General features: G+C 70.5%; 16 protein-coding genes and 1 pseudogene. 10 read left to right on the top strand and 7 right to left on the bottom strand.

Features of this window, described 5'->3' with window-relative positions; translation table 11 throughout:
• Positions 1-76: 76 nt before the first annotated feature.
• Together AB0903_RS32560 and AB0903_RS32555 are read left to right on the top strand one after the other, a co-directional pair.
• Entirely contained in the window at positions 77-1,168 is a 1,092-nt protein-coding gene (locus tag AB0903_RS32560; protein ID WP_366708353.1) for an aldose epimerase family protein, read from the top strand.
• A gap of 119 nt (positions 1,169-1,287) precedes the next feature.
• A complete protein-coding gene (locus AB0903_RS32555; RefSeq protein WP_366708350.1) occupies positions 1,288-2,457 on the top strand; it encodes a right-handed parallel beta-helix repeat-containing protein in 1,170 nt (389 codons plus the stop codon).
• A 114-nt stretch (positions 2,458-2,571) separates the two neighbouring features.
• Here AB0903_RS32555 and mmsB read toward each other — a convergent pair whose 3' ends face one another.
• From mmsB to AB0903_RS32535, 4 genes are read right to left on the bottom strand one after another with little or no spacing between them, the layout of a single operon-like run.
• Positions 2,572-3,810, bottom strand: coding sequence for a multiple monosaccharide ABC transporter permease (gene mmsB / locus AB0903_RS32550; RefSeq protein ID WP_366708349.1), 1,239 nt, complete (start codon positions 3,808-3,810; stop codon positions 2,572-2,574).
• A 5-nt stretch (positions 3,811-3,815) separates the two neighbouring features.
• A complete protein-coding gene (mmsA, locus tag AB0903_RS32545; protein WP_366708352.1) occupies positions 3,816-5,342 on the bottom strand; it encodes a multiple monosaccharide ABC transporter ATP-binding protein in 1,527 nt (508 codons plus the stop codon).
• Between the two features lie 26 nt (positions 5,343-5,368).
• Positions 5,369-6,475 carry a multiple monosaccharide ABC transporter substrate-binding protein gene (chvE, locus tag AB0903_RS32540; protein ID WP_366708348.1) on the bottom strand — a complete coding sequence of 369 codons (1,107 nt, stop codon included), beginning with the start codon at positions 6,473-6,475 and terminating at the stop codon, positions 5,369-5,371.
• A gap of 5 nt (positions 6,476-6,480) precedes the next feature.
• Positions 6,481-7,533 carry a hypothetical protein gene (locus AB0903_RS32535; RefSeq protein WP_366708347.1) on the bottom strand — a complete coding sequence of 351 codons (1,053 nt, stop codon included), beginning with the start codon at positions 7,531-7,533 and terminating at the stop codon, positions 6,481-6,483.
• Between the two features lie 184 nt (positions 7,534-7,717).
• Between AB0903_RS32535 and AB0903_RS32530 the strand changes: the two genes are divergently transcribed.
• From AB0903_RS32530 to AB0903_RS32500, 7 genes are all read left to right on the top strand, one after another.
• Positions 7,718-8,491 carry an IclR family transcriptional regulator gene (locus AB0903_RS32530; protein WP_366708346.1) on the top strand — a complete coding sequence of 258 codons (774 nt, stop codon included), beginning with the start codon at positions 7,718-7,720 and terminating at the stop codon, positions 8,489-8,491.
• Positions 8,488-9,339, top strand: a complete 852-nt coding sequence (locus tag AB0903_RS32525) for an SMP-30/gluconolactonase/LRE family protein (protein ID WP_366708345.1) — start codon at positions 8,488-8,490, stop codon at positions 9,337-9,339. Before AB0903_RS32530 ends, AB0903_RS32525 begins: the two co-directional genes overlap by 4 nt.
• Before the next feature lie 273 nt (positions 9,340-9,612).
• Positions 9,613-10,662, top strand: a complete 1,050-nt coding sequence (locus AB0903_RS32520) for an arabinan endo-1,5-alpha-L-arabinosidase (RefSeq protein ID WP_366708344.1) — start codon at positions 9,613-9,615, stop codon at positions 10,660-10,662.
• 26 nt (positions 10,663-10,688) lie between these two features.
• Entirely contained in the window at positions 10,689-12,218 is a 1,530-nt protein-coding gene (locus AB0903_RS32515) for an alpha-N-arabinofuranosidase (protein ID WP_366708343.1), read from the top strand.
• Between the two features lie 354 nt (positions 12,219-12,572).
• Positions 12,573-13,913 carry an extracellular solute-binding protein gene (locus AB0903_RS32510; RefSeq protein WP_366708342.1) on the top strand — a complete coding sequence of 447 codons (1,341 nt, stop codon included), beginning with the start codon at positions 12,573-12,575 and terminating at the stop codon, positions 13,911-13,913.
• A complete protein-coding gene (locus AB0903_RS32505; protein WP_366708341.1) occupies positions 13,910-14,872 on the top strand; it encodes a sugar ABC transporter permease in 963 nt (320 codons plus the stop codon). The genes AB0903_RS32510 and AB0903_RS32505 overlap by 4 nt, the downstream gene beginning before the upstream one ends.
• Positions 14,873-14,892: 20 nt before the next feature.
• Positions 14,893-15,762, top strand: coding sequence for a carbohydrate ABC transporter permease (locus tag AB0903_RS32500; protein ID WP_366708351.1), 870 nt, complete (start codon positions 14,893-14,895; stop codon positions 15,760-15,762).
• Between the two features lie 63 nt (positions 15,763-15,825).
• Here AB0903_RS32500 and AB0903_RS32495 read toward each other — a convergent pair whose 3' ends face one another.
• The 3 genes from AB0903_RS32495 to AB0903_RS32485 all read right to left on the bottom strand — a co-directional run bounded on the left by AB0903_RS32495 (position 15,826) and on the right by AB0903_RS32485 (position 19,115).
• Positions 15,826-16,791, bottom strand: coding sequence for a hypothetical protein (locus AB0903_RS32495; RefSeq protein WP_366708340.1), 966 nt, complete (start codon positions 16,789-16,791; stop codon positions 15,826-15,828).
• 135 nt (positions 16,792-16,926) lie between these two features.
• Positions 16,927-17,958 carry an alcohol dehydrogenase catalytic domain-containing protein gene (locus tag AB0903_RS32490; protein WP_366708339.1) on the bottom strand — a complete coding sequence of 344 codons (1,032 nt, stop codon included), beginning with the start codon at positions 17,956-17,958 and terminating at the stop codon, positions 16,927-16,929.
• Positions 17,955-19,115 carry a mandelate racemase/muconate lactonizing enzyme family protein gene (locus AB0903_RS32485; protein WP_366708338.1) on the bottom strand — a complete coding sequence of 387 codons (1,161 nt, stop codon included), beginning with the start codon at positions 19,113-19,115 and terminating at the stop codon, positions 17,955-17,957. The genes AB0903_RS32490 and AB0903_RS32485 overlap by 4 nt, the downstream gene beginning before the upstream one ends.
• A gap of 196 nt (positions 19,116-19,311) precedes the next feature.
• Here AB0903_RS32485 and AB0903_RS32480 point away from each other — a divergent pair.
• Positions 19,312-19,487, top strand: a pseudogene (locus AB0903_RS32480) (aldehyde dehydrogenase (NADP(+))); the annotation flags it as partial.

Below are 19,487 nucleotides of genomic sequence, written 5' to 3'. Positions count from 1 at the left end.
CCACGGGCCGGGGGGGGGGGGGGGGGGGGCGGCCCTGGCCGCGGCCACCACGACGACGGCGGCGGCGGACGCGGCCATCGGATCCGCACCCGGAGAGGCCGCCCGCACGCGTGACCCGGTGCGGGAGCACTTCGGAACCCTCGACGACGGCACCCGCGTCGACCGGTGGACCCTCTCCAACGGCGGTACCCGGCTGCGGGTCCTGTCCTACGGCGGCATCGTCCAGACGCTCGAGATCCCCGACCGCCGGGGCCGCCCGGCGAACGTGTCCCTCGGCTTCGCCGATCTGGCCGACTACGTCGCGAAGAGCCCGTACTTCGGTGCCCTCATCGGCCGGTACGGAAACCGCATAGCCGGCGCCCGGTTCACCCTCGACGGCACCACGTACCGCCTCCCGGCGAACGACGGACCCAACAGCCTCCACGGCGGCGACCAGGGCTTCGACAAGCGGGTGTGGGACGTCGAGCCGTACCGGCGCGGTGTCGACGTCGGGCTGACGCTGCGCCGCGTCAGCCCGGACGGCGAGATGGGCTACCCCGGCACGCTGACGACCCGCGTCGACTACGTCCTCACCGCCCGAGGCGACTTCCGCGTCGACTACGCGGCGACCACCGACCGGCCCACCGTCGTCAACCTCACCAACCACACCTACTTCAACCTGGCGGGGGAGGGCAGCGGCTCGGTCCACGACCACCGGCTGCGCATCGACGCCTCCCGCTACACGCCCGTCGACGCCACGCTCATCCCGACCGGCCGGAGAGCGACCGTCTCACGGACCCCGTTCGACTTCCGGCACGCCAAGCGCATCGGGGTCGACCTGCGCGAGGGCCACGAGCAGATCCTGCTGGGACAGGGCTACGACCACAACTTCGTGCTCGACAAGGGCGCCACCGCATCGCCGGAACAGGTGATCACCGTGGCCGACCCCGTCTCCGGACGGATCATGAGGATCGCCACCACCGAGCCGGGAGTGCAGTTCTACAGCGGGAACTTCCTCGACGGCACCCTGAAGGGCACCTCCGGGCGGATCTACCGCCAGGGCGACGGCTTCTGTCTGGAGACGCAGCACTTCCCCGACTCGCCCAACCAACCCGGGTTTCCCTCGACGGTGCTTCGCCCGGGGGAGACCTACCGCTCCTCGACCGTGCACTCGTTCGGTGTGCGCTGAGGTCGTGACCGGCCTCGCGCCGGCGGCAACCTTTCGCGTCCCGGCGGCAACAGGAGGACAGGGCGGCCACCTTGACCATCGTGACCGCCCCACCCTTCAACAGGCAAGGAACTATGATCGTGAGCAACAACAGAGGCCGCCACCGCAGAGCGCGCACCCTGTCGGCCGCGACGGCCGCCGCCGTCGTCGCGGGGTCGGGCGGTGTCTACCTGGCCACCGCCTCGGACGGCGCGGACGCCGCGCCGGCCGGACAGGTCGTCTCCACGACCGCGGCCCTGGAGCGGGCCTTCGCCGAGGCACGCCCCGGCACCACCATCCAGCTGCGCGGTGGTACCTACCGCCCGGCGAAGTCCCTGAAGAGCCAGGCCGACGGGACGGCGGCGCGACGGATCACCGTCACCGCCCACGGCAATGAGAAGGCGACGATCGACGGGTCCGCGCTGCCCCGGGACCAGTGGCTCGTTGCCATAGGCGGCGACTACTGGACCCTGTCGAATCTGACGTTCCGCAACTCTCCGGCACACGGGGTCGTCGTCACCTCGTCCGTCGGCGGTGTCTTCAAGAACATCACGACGCACGGCAACGGCAACTCCGGCTTCACCCTGCGCGGCGACGGAACCGATGACAACCTCATCGAGAACCTGGACTCGTACGACAACTACGACGCGAAGAACCACGGTCAGAACGCCGACGGCCTCGCCGTCAAGTTCGGCTCGGGCAGCAACAACAGGGTCGTCGGCGCGCGCCTTTACAACAACGCCGACGACGGCCTCGACCTGTGGCAGTGGGCGAGCCCCGTGCGGATCGAACGCAGCTGGGCGTACGGCAACGGCGTGAACCGCTGGAAGGATCCGGCGTTCGAGGGCAACGGCAACGGCTTCAAGCTGGGCGGCGGCGGGGCGAGCGCCGCGCATGTCGTCACGGGCAACGCCGCTTGGGACAACACCCTCCACGGCTTCACCGAGAACAGCAACGGTGGGGCGCTGCGGCTGCACCGCAACACCGCGTTCCGCAACGGGGCCGACGGGTACTTCTTCCTGTCGTCCCCGTCACGGCTGTCCAGGAACCTCGCCCTGGACAACGCCAAGGCCGGCGCCAAGCTCGGACACCGCACCGTGAGCGCCGCCAACGTCTGGAACGCCACGGCGACGGGCGGTCCGCAGAGCGCGGTCCGGGTCCGCAGCACCGACCCCACCACGGCTCAGGGGCCGCGCAAGGCGGACGGCTCCCTTCCGTCCACCGTCTTCCTCACCACCGGCACGCCCGCTGTGGGCGCGGCCATGAACTGAACCGCGCGCGGCGCCTGAGCGGCCCGCGCACCACCACCCCACCACGACTGCTGCCGGCCCGCGATTCGCGGGTCGGCAGCAGTCGTTGACCGCGGATCTCGTCGACCGCGGATCTCAGGAACCGACCTTGCGCTTGTTCCAGACGTCGAACCCGACGGCCGCCAGCAGCACCAGGCCCTTGATGACCTGCTGGTAGTCGCTGCCGATACCGACGAGTGACATACCGTTGTTGAGCACACCGAGGACCAGGCCGCCGATGACCGCGCCCAGCACGGTCCCGACGCCGCCGCTCATGGACGCGCCGCCGATGAACGCGGCCGCGATGGCCTCGAGTTCGAAGTTCACGCCCGCCTGCGGCACACCGGCGTTCAGGCGCGCGGCGTAGACGACGCCCGCCAGCGCGGCCAGCACACCCATGTTGACGAACACCAGGAACGTGACGCGCTTGTCCTTCACGCCCGACAGCTTGGCCGCCGCCTGGTTGCCCCCGAGGGCGTAGACATGGCGTCCGACGACCGCGTTGCGCATGACGAACCCGAAGCCGACGAGGAGGACCGCCAGGAGCAGCAGCACGACCGGGGCGCCGCGGTAGCTGGCGAGGGTCAGGGTGAAGGCGAGGACCGCCGCAGCAAGGGCCGCGCACTTGGCGAGGAACAGGCCCCGCGGCAGCACGTCGAGGTCGTACTTCTGCTGCCGGCGGCGGTCGCGGACCTCCTGCCACAGGGCGAACGCGAGCAGCGCGAGACCCAGCAGCAGCGTCAGGTTGTGGTAGTTGGTGACCGGACCGATCTCCGGCAGATAGCCGGTGGAGATCTTCTGGAACCCCTCGGGGAACGGTCCGAGCGACCGGCTGCCGAGCAGGATCTGGGTGCCGCCGCGGAACAGCAGCATGCCCGCCAGCGTGACGATGAACGAGGGAATGCCGACGTACGCGATCCAGAAGCCCTGCCAGGCTCCCGCGACCGCCCCGATGCACAGGGCGAGTACCAGGGCGAGCACCCACGGCACGTCGTGCTCGACCATCATCACCGCGCAGGCCGCGGAGACCAGGGCGGCGAGGGAGCCGACCGACAGATCGATGTGGCCCGAGATGATGACGATCATCATCCCGATGCCGAGCACCAGGATGTAGCTGTTCTGGAGGACGAGATTGGTGACGTTGTTCGGCATCAGCAGGACGCCGTCGGTCCATATCTCGAAGAGCACGACGATGAGCGCCAGGGCGACGAGCATCCCGTACTGCCGCATGTTGCGGCGGGCAGCGTCCATCAGGAGCGACTTCGTGGTGGAACGCGCGCCCGGCGGCGCCGGGCTGGGCTGGCTGTTCTTGGCGTCGGTGGAGACCGGGCCCATGTCTGTTACCTCTTGTCGCTGGTGTCGGTCATGTGGCGCATGAGGACTTCCTGGGTCGCCTCGGCGCGCGGCACCTCGCCCGTGAGGCGGCCGGCGGACATCGTGTAGATGCGGTCGCACATGCCGAGCAGTTCGGGGAGTTCTGAGGAGATGAGGACGACGGCCTTGCCCTCGGCGGCGAGCCGGTCGATGACGGTGTAGATCTCGAACTTCGCGCCCACGTCGATGCCGCGGGTCGGCTCGTCGAGGATCAGTACGTCCGGCCCGGCGAAGATCCACTTGCTGAGGACGACCTTCTGCTGGTTGCCCCCGGAGAGCCGGCCGACCTGCTCGTGGACCGTCGGCGCCTTGATGTTCATGCCGGTGCGGTACGACTCGGCGACCCGGCGTTCCGCGTGCTCGTCCACGAAACCGCGCCGGGAGATCTTGGACAGGGCGCTCATGGTGATGTTGCGGCCGATGGTGTCGATCAGGTTGAGACCGTAGTGCTTGCGGTCCTCCGTGACGTAGGCGATGCCGTGGGCGACCGCCTCGGGGACCGTGCGGGTCCTGATCTCCTTGCCGTCCTTGAGCACCGTTCCGCTGATGTTGCGCCCGTAGGAGCGGCCGAAGACACTCATGGCCAGCTCGGTGCGGCCGGCCCCCATCAGTCCGGCGATGCCGACGATCTCGCCCCTGCGGACCTCCACGGACACCTTGTCGACGACCTTGCGCTGCTGGTCGATCGGGTGGTGCACGGTCCAGTCCCGTATCTCCAGCGCCGGGTGGGCGCTCCGCTCGCCGGTCCAGGGTGTGCGCTGTGGGAACCGGTGGTCCAGGTCGCGGCCCACCATGCCGCGGATGATGCGGTCCTCCGTGGTGTTCCCGTCCGCGACGTCGAGGGTCTCGATGGTGCGGCCGTCGCGGATGACGGTGACGGAGTCGGCGACCTCGGCGATCTCGCCCAGCTTGTGCGAGATGATGATCGAGGTGATGCCCTGCTCCTTCAACTCCTTCATGAGAACCAGGAGTTTGGCGCTGTCCTCGTCGTTGAGCGCGGCGGTCGGCTCGTCGAGGATCAGGAGCTTCACCTTCTTGGAGAGCGCCTTGGCGATCTCCACGAGCTGCTGCTTGCCGACGCCGATGTCCGCGACCCGGGTCTGCGGGTGCTCGCGGAGGCCGACGCGCTGCAGCAGTGCGGCGGCGTGCCGCAGGGTCTCGTTCCAGCTGATGATGCCGCGCCGGGAGTGCTCGTTGCCGAGGAAGATGTTCTCGGCGATGGACAGGTACGGCACCAGGGCGAGTTCCTGGTGGATGATGACGATGCCTCGGTCCTCGCTGGCCCGGATGTCCCTGAAGGCGCACCTCTCGCCCTCGAAGAGGATGTCGCCCTCGTAACTGCCGTGCGGGTGGACCCCGCTGAGGACCTTCATCAGCGTCGACTTGCCGGCGCCGTTCTCCCCGCAGATGGCGTGCACCTCGCCGGGCGCCACGGTCAGCGTCACGTCGGACAGCGCGCGTACCCCGGGGAACGACTTGCCGATCGAGCGCATCTGAAGGATCGGTGCGGCGCCGCCGGTCACAGGTCGCTCGCCTTGATGTAGCCGGAGTCGACGAGCACCAACTCGTAGTTGGACTTGTCGACGCTGACCGGGTCGAGCAGGAAGGCGGGCACGACCTTCCTCTCGTTGTCGTAGGTGGTGGTGTCGTTGACCTCGGGCTTCTTGTCGTTCAGCACGGCGTCGGCCATTTGCACGGCCTGCTTGGCGAGCGCCCGGGTGTCCTTGTACACGGTCTGCGTCTGCTGTCCGGCGATGATGGACTTGACGGAGGCCACCTCCGCGTCCTGCCCGGTGACCACCGGGTACGGCTTGGCCTCGGTGCCGTAGCCGTCGGACTTGAGCGCGGACAGGATGCCGATCGAGATGCCGTCGTACGGGGAGAGCACGGCGTCCACGGTGTCCGAGGAGTACGAGCCGGTCAGCAGGTCGTCCATGCGCTTCTGCGCGGTGCCACCGTCCCAGCGCAGGGTGGTGATCTGCTCCAGCCGGGTCTGCCCACTGCGGACCACGAGCTGCTTCTTGTCGATGTAGGGCTTGAGGACCTTCCACGCGCCCTGGAAGAAGAAGCGGGTGTTGTTGTCGTCGGGGGAGCCGGCGAACAGTTCGACGGTGAACGGGCCTTCGGCGCCGCCGTCCTTCAGGCCGAGCTTGTCGACGATGTAGCCGGCCTGGAGTTCGCCCACCTTCTCGTTGTCGAAGGAGGCGTAGTAGTCGACGTTGTCGCTGCCGAGGATCAGCCGGTCGTAGGAGATCACCTCGATGCCCTGCTCGCCCGCCTGGCGCAGCACGTCGCCCAGCGCCCGGCCGTCGATGGCGGCGACGACGAGGACGTCGACGCCCTTGGTGATCATGTTCTCGATCTGGCTGACCTGCTGGTCGACGTCGTCGTCGCCGTACTGCAGATCGGTCTTGTAGCCGAGCTTCTCGAACTGGGCGGCCATGTTGTCACCGTCGGCGATCCACCGCTCCGACGACTTGGTCGGCATGGCGATGCCGATCGTGGAGCCCTTTCCGCCCTTCTCCTCCTGCTTGCTGCCGCCGGTGCTGTTCTGGCCGCAGGCGGCGAGGGACAGCGCGAGCGCGGCGGCGACGGCGGTGACGACAGTGGTTCGGCGGTTACGCATCTTCATCAGTCCTTAAGGGGTGAGGGCACGACCGCCGGGGCGGCGCCGGGCAGTTCTACGGACGGGTCCGTCGTGGGCAGGTCGGTGACCGGGAAGCGGCGCAGGGGGCCGGGGAGGCGGGAGCCGAGCGGCGACATCCCGCCGTCGGCGCCGTGCCGGGCCAGCAGGTCCAGTACCAGCCGTCCGCGCCGGACGCGTTCGCGCGCGGATGCCAGCATCACGTCGCGCATCTGGGCTCCGTACGGGTAGAAGCCGGGAGCCTTGCTCAGCCCGAACTTGAGGTACAGCGGGGCGCCGCGACGGATCAGCTCGGCCGTCTCGTACATGCGGACGTAGCCGCCGAGGTCGTCGGGTGCCTCGATGTAGAGGTCCATCGGCGCGGCGCTGACCCTGCGGATCTCCGTGAGGTGAGCGAGTGTCAGGTCGGAGGGGACGTTGACGGAGTCGGCGCCGAGGCGCTCGTGCACCGCGTAGGCGGCCGGGTTGGCCGGGCCGACCAGCGCGGAGACCTTGAACGTCGTGTCGGCCGGCAGCACGCCCTGCTCGCGGAGCCGGTGCAGGCACCAGAGCACCCCCTCGTCCGCGACCAGCAGGCACCGGACGCCGAGGGAGGTGGCGCGCAGGGCGTCCTCGACACACCCGGCGAGCGCGTCGTGCCCGCGGGCCCGAAGTCCCGAGCCGCCGGAATCGGTACGTGTCGACGCGCCGATGTCCCAGCTGCCGCGCGGCCCGGTGAACAGGCACAGCTCGATGCCGCGTTCGGCCGTCGACTCCACCATGTCGGTGATCTCACCGTCGGTCAGCATCCAGACGCCGCTGCCCTGGCTGATGCGATGGATCGGCAGGTCCAGCCGGGCGGCCTCCTCGAGTACGACGGCGAGCACTTCGGGCCCCTCACAGGAGGGGATCTCGGTGCGCCAGCCGCCCCCGTCGGGGAACCGGTGCGGGGAGGCGTCCGCAGGGTTCTCGGTGGGAGCGGCCAGGCCCAGCGCGGCGAGTGCCGTTTCACCGGGCCGGCGCTTGCCGAAGGCCGGCGCGGAAGGAGGGGTCACGAGCAACCTCAATGTTCGGTATATCGGACGGTGTTCGAGATCTGCGGTGAAGGTAAGGACCGGGCCGGGCGGGTGTCAATGGGTCGCGCAGCGGAAACAGCAGATCCGCAACGCTTACCGGTGAAAGGCGGCGGCGATAGACTGTTCGTCCAGTCGGTCAAGCGTTGATATCTCGAACAAAGGGAAGGTCATGGGACGCCACGTGCCCGCTGTCGCCCGGGCTCTCGACATTCTGGAGCTCTTCCTCGACGGGGACGGGACGCTGTCGGCTCCCGACATCGTCCGCAGACTCCAGCTGCCGCGCACCACTGTGCACGAACTGATCACGACACTCACGGCCCGGTCCTACCTCGTACCGGTGGAAGGCCAGTCCGGGCGCTACCGGCTCGGGGTCCGCACCTACCAGCTGGGCAGCCGCTACGCCGAGCAGCTCGACCTTGCCCGCGAGGGCCAGGAGGTGGCCCGCTCCGTCGCCCAGACCTGCGGCGAGACCGTGCATGTCGCGATCCTGGACGGCTCTCAGGTCCTCTACGTCGCGAAGGTCGACTCCACCCATGCCGTCCGCATGGTCTCGGCGGCCGGCCGGAGTCTGCCGGCGCACTGCACCGCCGTCGGCAAGATGCTGCTCGCCTCCCTGCCGGAGGACCAGCTCGACGCCCGCCTCGCACCGGGCGCCGAACTGGTGGCCATGACGCCGAACAGCATCACCGACCCGGCCGTGCTGCGCTCCGAACTCGCGACCGTGCGGACGGCCGGCATCGCCCTCGAACAGCGCGAGTCGAACGCGGACGTCAGCTGTGTCGCCGCGCCGGTGCGCGACCGCTCCGGGCGGGTCGTCGCGGCGCTCTCCATCTCCGTACCGATGATCCGCTGGAGCGAGGAACGGCTCGCGGAGCTGCGGTCGCTGGCCGCGAAGGGGGCCATGGACCTGTCCGAGCGGCTCGGGCACCGGGCGGCGCCGTGACGGGCCCCGAGATCGCGGTGCGGCACGAGGCCGTCCTCGGGGAGGGGCCCACCTGGGACGCGTCGGCCGCCCGTCTGCTGTGGGTCGACATCCTCTCGGCGCGCGTGCACACCTACGACCCCGCCACCGGCCGGCGCACCGTCATGGCCACCGAGCAGCACGTCGGAGCGGCCAAGCCCCGCGCCGGCGGGGGCCTGGTCGTCAACCTCCGCGACGGTGTCGGGCTCTACGACGCCGACGGCACCTTCCGCTGGCTGCACCGGGATCCTGTCGACGGGCGGCGCGGCAACGACGCAGCCGTGGCGCCGGACGGCTCTCTGTGGGCCGGAACCATGCGCTACGACGAGGCACCGGGAGGTGGGACGCTGACCCGGATCGCACCGGACGGCACGGCGGCCCCCCTGCTGACCGATGTCTCCGTCAGCAATGGCACGGGGTGGAGCCCGGACGGCAGCCGGATGTACTACATCGACTCGCCGACCCGCCGCATCGACGTGTTCGACGTCCGCCCCGGCGACCCGCTGCCGGTGAACCGCCGTCCGCTGGTCGTCGTCGAGCCGGGCGCGGGCTACCCCGACGGGCTGACCGTGGACGCGGACGGCTGCGTCTGGGTGGCCCTGTGGGACGGCGGCGCGGTGCGCCGGTACACGCCCCGGGGGGTGCTGGACCGTGTCGTCGCGCTGCCGGTGCGCCGCCCCACCTCGTGCGCGTTCGGCGGCGCCGCCCTCACCGACCTCTACATCACCTCTGCGCGCAAGGGACTTGCCGCGCCGCATCCGCTGTCGGGCTCGGTGCTGGTGCTGCCCGATGCCGGAAGGGGGTTGGCGCAGCCGGCGTTCACGGGCTGAGCGGGCGGGGCGTGCCGAGTCGGGCCGGGCGGGTGCGCGGGTCCAGTCGGTGGAGTCGGCCTGGGCGGCGGCGTCCGGCTCCGGCACTGGTGAGCTTCCATCGCTCCGGATGTGCGAAATATCGAACGCTGTTCGTCATTTCAGCGAGAGCCATTGACGCCTCGTCCGCCCGCGTCTACGGTCCCGTTCGAAGTGGCGAGCGCGTGTCGGTATTTCGAACGCTCCGTGGCTGCTCCCCTTCCACCTCCCCGTCGAGTGAAGGAGCCGCCCTTCATGCAGGCCGCGCGATCCGGACCCCGCAAGCACCTCGGGACCGCCCTCACCGCCACCGCCCTCGCCGCAGCCCTGTGCGGCGCCGGAACACTGCCGGGCCACGCCGTCGGACCCGTCGGATCCGCCGGTGCCACTCCGGCGTCCGCCACCGCCTCGTACCCCGACCCACGCCACGTCACCGGGGACACCGAGGTCCACGACCCGTCCGCCGCCCGGCTGGCGGACGGCAACTACGTTGTTTACTCCACCCACAACAAGATCGAGGCCCGCGTCTCCCAGGACGGCAGGACATGGCGGCGCGCCGGGTCGGCGTTCACCGAGATCCCTGACTGGTGGCACGCCTACTCGCCCGAGGGCGACCCCTGGGCGCCGGAGATCACCTACCGAGACGGCGTCCACTGGCTCTACTACGCCGTCTCCTCCTTCGGCTCCAACCACTCCGCGATCGGCCTGGCCACCTCGCCCTCGGGCAGGCCCGGCACCTGGCAGGACCGGGGCGTCGTCTTCGCCACCACCACCTCGGACCACTACAACGCGATCGACCCGGCCGTCATCCAGGCCGACGGCAAGGTCTGGATGAGCTTCGGCTCCTACTGGACCGGCATCCGCATGATCGAACTCGACCGCCGCACCGGCAAACCGGCCGCCGCCGATCCCGAGGTGCTGCACCTCGCCACCCGCCCGGACGCCCCCTATGCGGTCGAGGCGCCGTACATCGTCCGCCACGGCGGCCACTACTACCTCTTCGTCTCCTACGACCGCTGCTGCGCCGGCACCGATTCGACGGACAACGTCCGAGTCGGCCGGGCGACGAGCCCCACCGGCCCCTACTACGACCGCGACGGCACCCCCATGACCGAGGGCGGCGGCGAGCTGCTGCTCTCCGGACACGGCAGGTACATCGGCACCGGCGGCCAGTCCGTGCTCCGCGACCGCGGCCGTGACGTCCTCGTCTACCACTACTACGACGCGGCGGACGACGGCCGGCCCAAGCTCGGACTCAACGCCCTGACCTGGGGCAAGGACGGCTGGCCGGTCGTTTCCCCCTGACGCCCCGCACACTTCGGAAGGACACCATGCCCGACAGCAACGCCCGCTTCACACTCGACCCGGCCTTCACCGTGGGAGAGGTGAACCCCCGTCTCTTCGGCTCGTTCGTCGAGCACCTGGGCCGCTGCGTGTACACCGGCATCTTCGAACCCGGCCACCCGGCCGCCGACGAGGCCGGGCTGCGGACCGACGTCCTGGAACTGGTCCGCGAACTCGGCGTCACCGCGATCCGCTACCCCGGCGGCAACTTCGTCTCCGGCTACCGGTGGGAGGACTCCGTCGGCCCCGCCCAGGAGCGGCCGCGCCGCCTCGACCTCGCCTGGCGGTCCACAGAGACGAACCGTTTCGGGCTGAGCGAGTTCATCGGCTTCGTGAAGAAGGCGGGCCCCGAGGCCGAGCCGATGATGGCCGTGAACCTCGGCACGCGGGGCGTGGCCGAAGCGCTCCAGCTCCAGGAGTACGCCAACCATCCGTCCGGGACCGAACTCTCGGACCGGCGCGTCGCGCACGGCGACAAGGACCCGTACGGCATCCGCCTGTGGTGCCTGGGCAACGAGATGGACGGGCCCTGGCAGACCGGTCACAAGACGGCGGAGGAGTACGGCAGGCTGGCGGCGGAGACCGCCCGGGCGATGCGCCAGATCGACCCCGGGGTGGAGCTCGTGGCCTGCGGCAGCTCGAGCCGGGCCATGCCCACCTTCGCCGCCTGGGAGGCGACGGTCCTGGAGGAGACGTACGACCTGGTCGACCACATCTCGCTGCACGCCTACTACGAGGAACTCGACGGCGACCGCGACTCGTTCCTCGCGTCCGCAGTCGACATGGAGTCCTTCATCGAGAACGTCGTCGCGACCTGCGACCACGTGGGCGCCCGGCTCAAGTCGAAGAAGAAGATCCAGCTCTCCTTCGACGAGTGGAACGTCTGGTACCAGAAGCGCTTCCAGGCGGAGACCGAGGCGAACCCGCTGGACTGGCCGGAGGCGCCACGACTGCTGGAGGACAACTACAGCGTCACCGACGCCGTCGTCTTCGGCTCGCTGCTGATCGCGCTGCTGCGTCACGCAGACCGGGTCACCGTCGCCTGCCTCGCCCAGCTCGTCAACGTGATCGCGCCGATCATGACCGAGCCGGGCGGCCCGGCCTGGCGGCAGACGACGTTCTTCCCCTTCGCCCAGGCATCCCGGTACGGTCGCGGCGAAGTCCTCGACGTACGGGCCGAGTCGCCCACGTACCGGACGCCCGCCTACGGCGAGGTGCCGCTGCTGCACGCCACCGCCGTCCGCGATCCGAAGAGCGGCGCGGTCACCGTCTTCGCCGTCAACCGCGGCCAGAGCCGGCCGCTGCCGCTCCGTGTTGCCCTGTCCGGGCTGGACGTGAGCCGGGTCGTGGAGCACAGCGTGCTCAGCGATGCCGACCCCGACGCGCGCAACACCCTGGCCGACCCCGAGCGTGTCGTGCCGCACGAGGGCCACGGCGCCCGGGTCGACGCAGGCGTCCTCGACGTCACGCTCGAGCCGCTGTCGTGGAACGTGATCCGCCTGGCCGCCGGCGCCTGACCTTTCGAACGACGTCCGGCCGCCGGCCCCTGACCTTCCGCCTGGCCGCCGGTGCCTGGCCTTCCGAATGACGGTCCGGCGTCCGGCGTCTGGCCCTTCGAAGGACGTCCGGCGTCCGGCCCCGGCCCCTGGTGCCTGACGCTCTGTCCGAAGTCCGGCGTCCGGCGCCCGGCGTCCGGCGCCTGACCCTCCGTCCCGAGGTCCGGCGCCCGGCGTCCGGCGCCCGATCCGCGGACCGGCCCCGGACAAGCCGCCGCCCGCCCCCGGTCGCCCCGGGCACCGGGGCCGGGCGGCCCCGAGGCGATCCGCCACTTGCCCTCACCACCGACCGAACTCCCGCAGAGACGAGCCGCCATGCACCCTCCCCTCCTCACCCGGCGCCGAGCCCTTGCCGGCGGCGTCGGCGCCTTGGCCGGCGCCGCGGCCCTGGGCCCCCTGTCCGGCTGCGCCGCGCCGTCCGCCGGCGCCGGCCCCGGACAGACCCGTCTGCGGTTCTGGCATCTGTTCGGCGGCGGCGACGGAGTCAACATGCAGGCGATGCTGGACGACTTCCGCGCCGAGCACACGGACGTGGCACTGGAGGCCGTGACCCTCCAGTGGGGCGCCCCCTACTACACCAAGCTGGGCATGGCGGGCGCGGGCGGACGCGCTCCCGAGCTGGCCGTGCTGCACCTCGCCCGGCTCGCCGGGTTCGCCCCCGGCCGGCTACTGGACCCGTTCGACCTGGACCTGCTCGCCGACCTGGGAGTGCGCGAGCAGGACTTCCCGCCGGACATCTGGCGGCGCGGCCGGGTGGCCGGCAAGCAGTACACCGTGCCGCTCGACACCCACCCCATGGTGCTCTACTATCAGACCGAGGTGTGCGAGAAGGCCGGTCTCATGACCGGCGGCCGGCTCAAACCCATCGAGGGAGCAGAGGGGTTCGCCGACGCGCTGCGCGCGGCGAAGAAGGCCACCGGCCTGCCCGGCCTGGTGACGGAGACCCTCGGCCCCGACTGCATCACCCCCTGGCGGCTGTTCGCCACCTTCTACTCCCAGACCGGCGGCAAGGTCCTCTCCGACGACGGCAAACGTATGGCCCTCGACGACGCGAAGGCGCTGCGCGTACTGACGTACATGGCCTCGCTCGCGGAGGAGGGGCTGATGGTGCGCCGCGCCGACTACGGCGCCTCCGTCGGCATCTTCAACGGCGGGAAGACGGCCTTCCATCTCAACGGCGAGTGGGAGATCAGCACCTTCCGGACGGCCGGGATCCCGTTCTCCATGACCCGTGTTCCCGCGCTCTTCGGCCGTCCCTCCGCCCAGGCCGACTGCCATGCCTTCGTCCTGCCGCACCAGGCCGCCCGTGGCGGTGCGCCGAACGAGGCGGCCCACACCCTCGTCGCCTGGATGCTGCGCAACTCCGTCGCCTGGGCCGAGGGCGGCCATGTGCCCGCGTACCGCCCGGTGCTGCGGGACCCCGCCTATCTCGAGTTGAAGCCGCAGTCCGAGTACCGCGGGGTGATCGACGACGTGGCCCTCGACGAGCCCGCCTGGTTCGCCGGCTCAGCCTCCCGCATGTGGATCGAGCTCGGCGCCGTCTTCTCCGGTGTCCTCACCGGCTCCCGAAGCCCCCGCGGTGCCCTCACCGAGGCCAAGTCACGCCTCAGGAACCTCCTCGACACCCGCAATCCCCTTCCCGGAGTCGCGTCATGACCACCACCACCGCGGTACCGCCGCCCCCGGTGGCCAGGCCCCGCGCCGCCGCCGGCCGTGCGCCGGTCCGCCGCGTCCACCGCAGATGGACCGAGCACGGCCTGGTCTTCGTCGCCCCGTTCCTGCTCGTGTACGCGATGTTCCTCCTGTGGCCGCTGATGTCCGGCGTCGGCATGAGCCTGACGAGCGAGAACATCACCGGTACCGGTGGCGAGTTCGTCGGCTTCGCCAACTACGCCGAGGCCATCGGCGACCCGGACGTCTGGTCCTCCCTGTGGAACACGGTCTGGTTCACCGTGCTCTCCACCGTCCCGCTCGTCCTCGTGGGCCTGGGACTGGCGCTGCTCGCGCACCAGCTCCGGGTGGTGCAGTGGCTGTGGCGGCTCAGCTGGTTCGCCCCGTTCCTGCTGCCGTCGGGAGTGGTCTGCCTGCTGTTCGCGCAGATGATCTTCCCGTCCGGCTTCGGCCTCGCCGACCAGATGCTCGCCTCCGCCGGACTTGAGCCGGGCATCGGCTGGCTCAGCGAGGAGCGCTACGCGATGCTCTCCATCGTGGCGACCACCGTCTGGTGGACCGTCGGCTTCAATTTCCTGCTCTACCTCGCCGCCCTGCAGGCCGTCCCGGTCCACCTCTACGAGGCCGCCGAACTGGACGGTGCCGGAGCCCGGCAGCGCCTGTGGCACATCACCCTGCCGATGCTGCGCCGCACGACCGGACTGGTGGTGGTCCTCCAGGTGCTGGCCTCGCTGAAGATCTTCGACCAGGTCTACATCATGACCGGCGGCGGCCCCGACGAGTCGACCCGGCCGATCCTCCAGTACGTCTACCAGCAGGGATTCACGGGATACCGCATCGGCTACGCCTCGGCCGTCTCCTACATCTTCTTCGCCCTGATCCTGATCGTCTCCCTGGTGCAGCCCGTGCTGTCCCGGCGCCGAGCTGAGGAGGCCGCAAAGTGAGCGGTTCCGTCACCGCCAAGATCCCCTCCGCGCGCCGGGCCGCCGCCGACGCCGGCGGGCGCCAAGTCCGCTGGACCGGGGGCAGGATCGCCCTCCTGGCGGTCGCCCTGATCCTCGCGGCCGTCTGGCTCGTCCCGCTGGCCTGGGCCGTCGCGACCTCGCTCAAGCCCGAGGCGGAGACGACGAGCACCCCGCTCGAGTGGATCGGCTCGCGCGTCACCTTCGACGCGTACACCAAGGTGTGGGAGTCGGGCGATGTGATGCGCTGGATGCTGAACTCCGCGTACATCTCCCTGATGACGACACTGCTGACCGTCCTGACGTGCGCGATGGCCGCCTACGGCTTCACCCGCACCGACTTCCGCGGCCGCAAGGCGCTCTACGGGCTGGTCCTCGCGGGCATCATGGTGCCGCCGCAGGTGCTGATCGCGCCGCTGTTCACCGAGATGGTGCAGCTCGGCCTGGTCGACACCTACTGGGGCGTGATCCTGCCCCAGGTCGCCGTACCGGCCATGGTCTTCATCCTGGTGAAGTTCTTCGAAGGGGTGCCGCGGGAGCTGGAGGAGGCCGCCTTCGTCGACGGCGCGGGACGATGGCGGGTCTTCTGGACGATCGTGATGCCGCTGTCCCGGCCGGTGCTCGCCGCCGTCGCGATCTTCACCTTCATCTCCACGTGGAACAACTTCCTGTGGCCGTTCCTGGTGACCACCGACCCCGCCGGGATGACGCTGCCCGTCGGCCTGGTCAACGTCCAGTCGTCGTTCGGCGTCCGGTACGCGCAGATCATGGCGGCGCTGGTGATCGCCGGTCTGCCCTTGCTGATCGTGTTCATGCTCTTCCAGCGGCAGATCGTGCGCGGGATCGCGCACACGGGCCTCGCCGGCCAGTAGCCACCCGCACACGAAGGGCCGGGACGCACCCACCACGGGTGCGCCCCGGCCCTTCGCGCGGTGTCAGGCGGCGGCGTCCTCGAAGCGGTGCAGCTCGCCCGGCAGCCGTGAACCGAGCGGCGACATCGCGTCGCCCGCCCCGTGCCGCACCAGCAGGTCGAGAGCCAGCCTGCCCCGGCGTACCCGCTCCCGGGCGGTGCTCAGGACGGTCTCCCGCAGATGGAGGCCCGACGGGTAGACGGACGGGGCCTTGGCGAGGCCGAACTTGAGGTAGAGGGGTGCACCGCGCCGGACCAGCTCGGCGATCTCGTACATCCGGACATAGCCGCCGAGGTCGTCCGGCGCCTCCACGTACATGTCCATCGGCGCACGGCTGACCCGGCGGATCTCGGTCAGATGAGTGGTCGTCAGGTCGCTGGGTACATTGAGGGAGTCGGCGCCGAGGCGCTCGTACACGGCGTACGCGGCCGGGTTGACCGGGCCGATGAGCGCCGAGACCTTCAGGGTGGTGTCCGCGGGCAGGAGCCCTCGGATCCGGGCCCGGTGCAGGGTCCACAGCACACCCTCGTCGGCGACGAGCAGGCAGCGGACGCCCAGTTCCGTGGCGCGCAGGGCGTCCTCCACGCAGCCGGCGACCGCGTCGTGCCCACGGGCGCGCGGGCCGCCGCCGCGGGAGTCGGTACGGGCGGAGGCCCCGGTGTCCCAGGTGCCCCGCGGGCCGGTGAACAGGCAGAGCTCGATGTCCCGTTCGGCCGTCGCCTCCACCATTTCGGTGATCTCGTCGTCGCCGAGCATCCACACGCCGCTGCCCTGACTGATGCGGTGCACGGGAACGTCGAGCCGGGTCGATTCCTTGAGCACGGCCGCCAGCGCCTCCGGCCCCTCTACGGACGGGATCTCCACACGCCAGCGGCCACCGTCCGGAAAGGTGTGCGGGGAGGTGTCGGCGGGGTCGAGGGCCGCGCCGCCCAGGCCGAGAGCGGTCAGTGCGGGCTCGCCGGGGCGGCGCGGGGGTGAGGACGGGGACATGGATCTCCTCCGGCTGACGGAAAGGCGTCGTCGAGTACGGTTCACGGATGTTCGATATCTCGAATGCTGTTCGAAATCGTGCAGACGGGTCGGCACGGCTCCGATCGCCGCCCGACCCTTGCGCGGGGTGGGTTCTCAGGGGCGCAGCAGCACTTTGCCGACCGTGGGGTCGCCGGCGCCCACCAGGCCCATGGCCTGCTCGAACGCGTCGAGTGTCAGCTCATGGGTGACGAGCGGCAGCGGAGTGAGCAGCCCTGCGGCGAAGGCGCGCACCGCGTGCGCCCAGGCGGCCGGCGGTGCGCCGAACACGGTTCGGACCTCCAGCTGCCGCACCACGAGATCGGTCGGGTCCAGCCCGAGGGCACCGGGCGCGGGGATGCCGGTGAGCACCAGGCGGCCGCCGCGCCGCAGCAGCGCGGCGGAGGTACGGGCGGCCGACGCCGCCCCGGCGGCCTCGACGACGACGTCGAAGCCACCGGGGAGGGGCTCTTCCGCCACCGTGCGGTAGTCGCTCGCCCCGAAGGAGCGGGCGAGGCCGGCTCGGTCGGACCGGGTGCCCACCATCAGCAACTCGGCGGGGGAGCAGGCCCGAAGGAGCTGCGCCGCGAGCATGCCGAGGGTGCCGGTGCCCACGACGGCCACGCGCTCACCGGGACGGACGTCCGCCTTGAGCGCCGCGGCGGCGACACACGCCGCCGGTTCGAGCAGGGCGGCGGCCGCCAGGTCGGCGTCGTCCGGCAGCGGGTGGAGCAGCCGGGCGGGCAGGGTGAGGGTCTGGGCCATCGCCCCCGGCTGCGTGAACCCGGTCTCCTCGTAGCCGGCGCCGCACAGTGTGGTCTCGCCCGCGTGGCAGCGGGCGCAGACCTGGCAGTTGCGGAAGCCCTCGCCGACGACCTTCCGGCCGACGAGGGAGGCGGGCACACCGTCCCCGACGGCCGCCACGGTGCCCGACCACTCGTGCCCCGGGACGACGGGATAGCGGACGTAGCCCTCTGGCCGGGTGCCCTGGAACACCTCCCGGTCGCTGCCGCAGATGCCGACCGCCGCGACCCGGACCCGCGCCTCGCCCGGGCCCGCCGGGCGCGGGGTGTGCCCGGTGAGCCGGAACCGGCCGGGGCCGTCGAGCACGAGTTCCCGGGGCGGGCGGTCCGCCCCGTCGGTGGTCATGCCTGCTTCTCCGTCGGGTTGCGCTTCTCCCAGCCCTCGGCCCACAGGTCGAACCTGGCCCGCTGCTGCGGGAATTCGGCGGCCGCGTCGGTGTCGAGCTCCACCCCGAGCCCCGGTTCGTGCGACAGCTCGAAGTAGCCGTCCACGACCTGCGGCGCGCCCTTGACGACCTTCTTGATCTCGGCGTCGGCGAAGTCGTTGAAGTGCTCGAGGATCTTGAAGTTCGGGGTGGAGAAACCGACCTGGAGCGAGGCGGCCGTCAGCACGGGCCCGCCGACGTTGTGCGGCGCGACGAGCATGTAATGGGTCTCGGCGGTCGCGGCGAGCTTGCGGGTCTCCAGGATGCCGCCGATGTGGCCGACGTCCGGCTGGAGGATGTCGGCGGCCTGAGACTCGAACAGCTCACGGAACTCGATGCGGTCGTGGATGCGTTCTCCGGTGGCGATCGGCATGTCGACCTTCCCGGCCACCTTCGCCAGCGCCTTCAGGTTCTCCGGTGGGACGGGCTCCTCGAGCCACGCCGGCCGGTACGGGGCGAGTTCACCCGCCAACCGCACGGCGGTGGAGGGAGAGAACCGCCCGTGCATCTCCAGCATCAGCTCCGCGTCGGGGCCGATCGCGTCGCGGACCGCCTCGATCAGCGACACCGAGTACAGCGTCTCCTGGTGTGAAAGCTCGTAGTGTCCCGTACCGAAGGGGTCGATCTTCAGGGCCCGGTAGCCGCGTTCCATGACCGCGCGTGCGGCCTTGTGGTACGCCTCCGGTGTGCGCTCCGTGGTGTACCAGCCGTTCGCGTATGCCTTGACCCGGCCGTGCGCCTGGCCGCCGAGCAGCTGCCAGACCGGCACCCCGAGCGCCTTGCCCTTGATGTCCCAGCAGGCCATCTCCACACAGGCGATGCCCGACATGACGATCTCGCCCGCCCGGCCGTAGTCGCCGTACTTCATCCGGCGTACGAGGTCTTCGATCGCGAACGGGTCGGACCCTGCGATGTGGTTCGCCTCGGCCTCGCGCAGATAGCCGACGAGCGCGTCGGTGTGGCCCAGCATGCGGGTCTCGCCGATGCCGGTGAGTCCTTCGTCGGTGTGTACCTGGACGTAGGTGAGGTTCCGCCAAGGGGTCCCGACGACATGTGTGCTGATTCCGGTGATGCGCAAGGCAGTTGATTCCTGTTCTGTTCGATATCTCGACACATGTTCGAAATTCTGCCGCGACAGTAGGGATGGAGCTTGCCGCGTGTCAATGGGGCGCGAGCGCCCTTGACCGCCCTTCTTTGTGGAGCATAGCCTTCGAGGGTTCGAAATAAGGAACGCAGTTCGAGATATCGAACGACAAGTCTGGGAGGCCGACGCAGTGGCAACGACACCGGTATGGAGCATCGACCCTCGAACCGGGAAGCGGCGAGAACGGGTTGCGGTGGAGGCCACTGCGGAAGAGGTGGATGTGGTGGTGCGGGCGGCGCACGCGGTCCGTGTCTCGTTGGCCGACAGGTCGGTGCGGGCGGGGTTTCTGCGGTCGGCGGCGGGGGC

Source organism: Streptomyces sp. NPDC048389 (assembly GCF_040706335.1).
GTDB lineage: Bacteria > Actinomycetota > Actinomycetes > Streptomycetales > Streptomycetaceae > Streptomyces.
The sequence above is the reverse complement of the archived record's forward strand: the minus strand, read 5'-3'. Positions and strand labels throughout refer to the sequence as shown.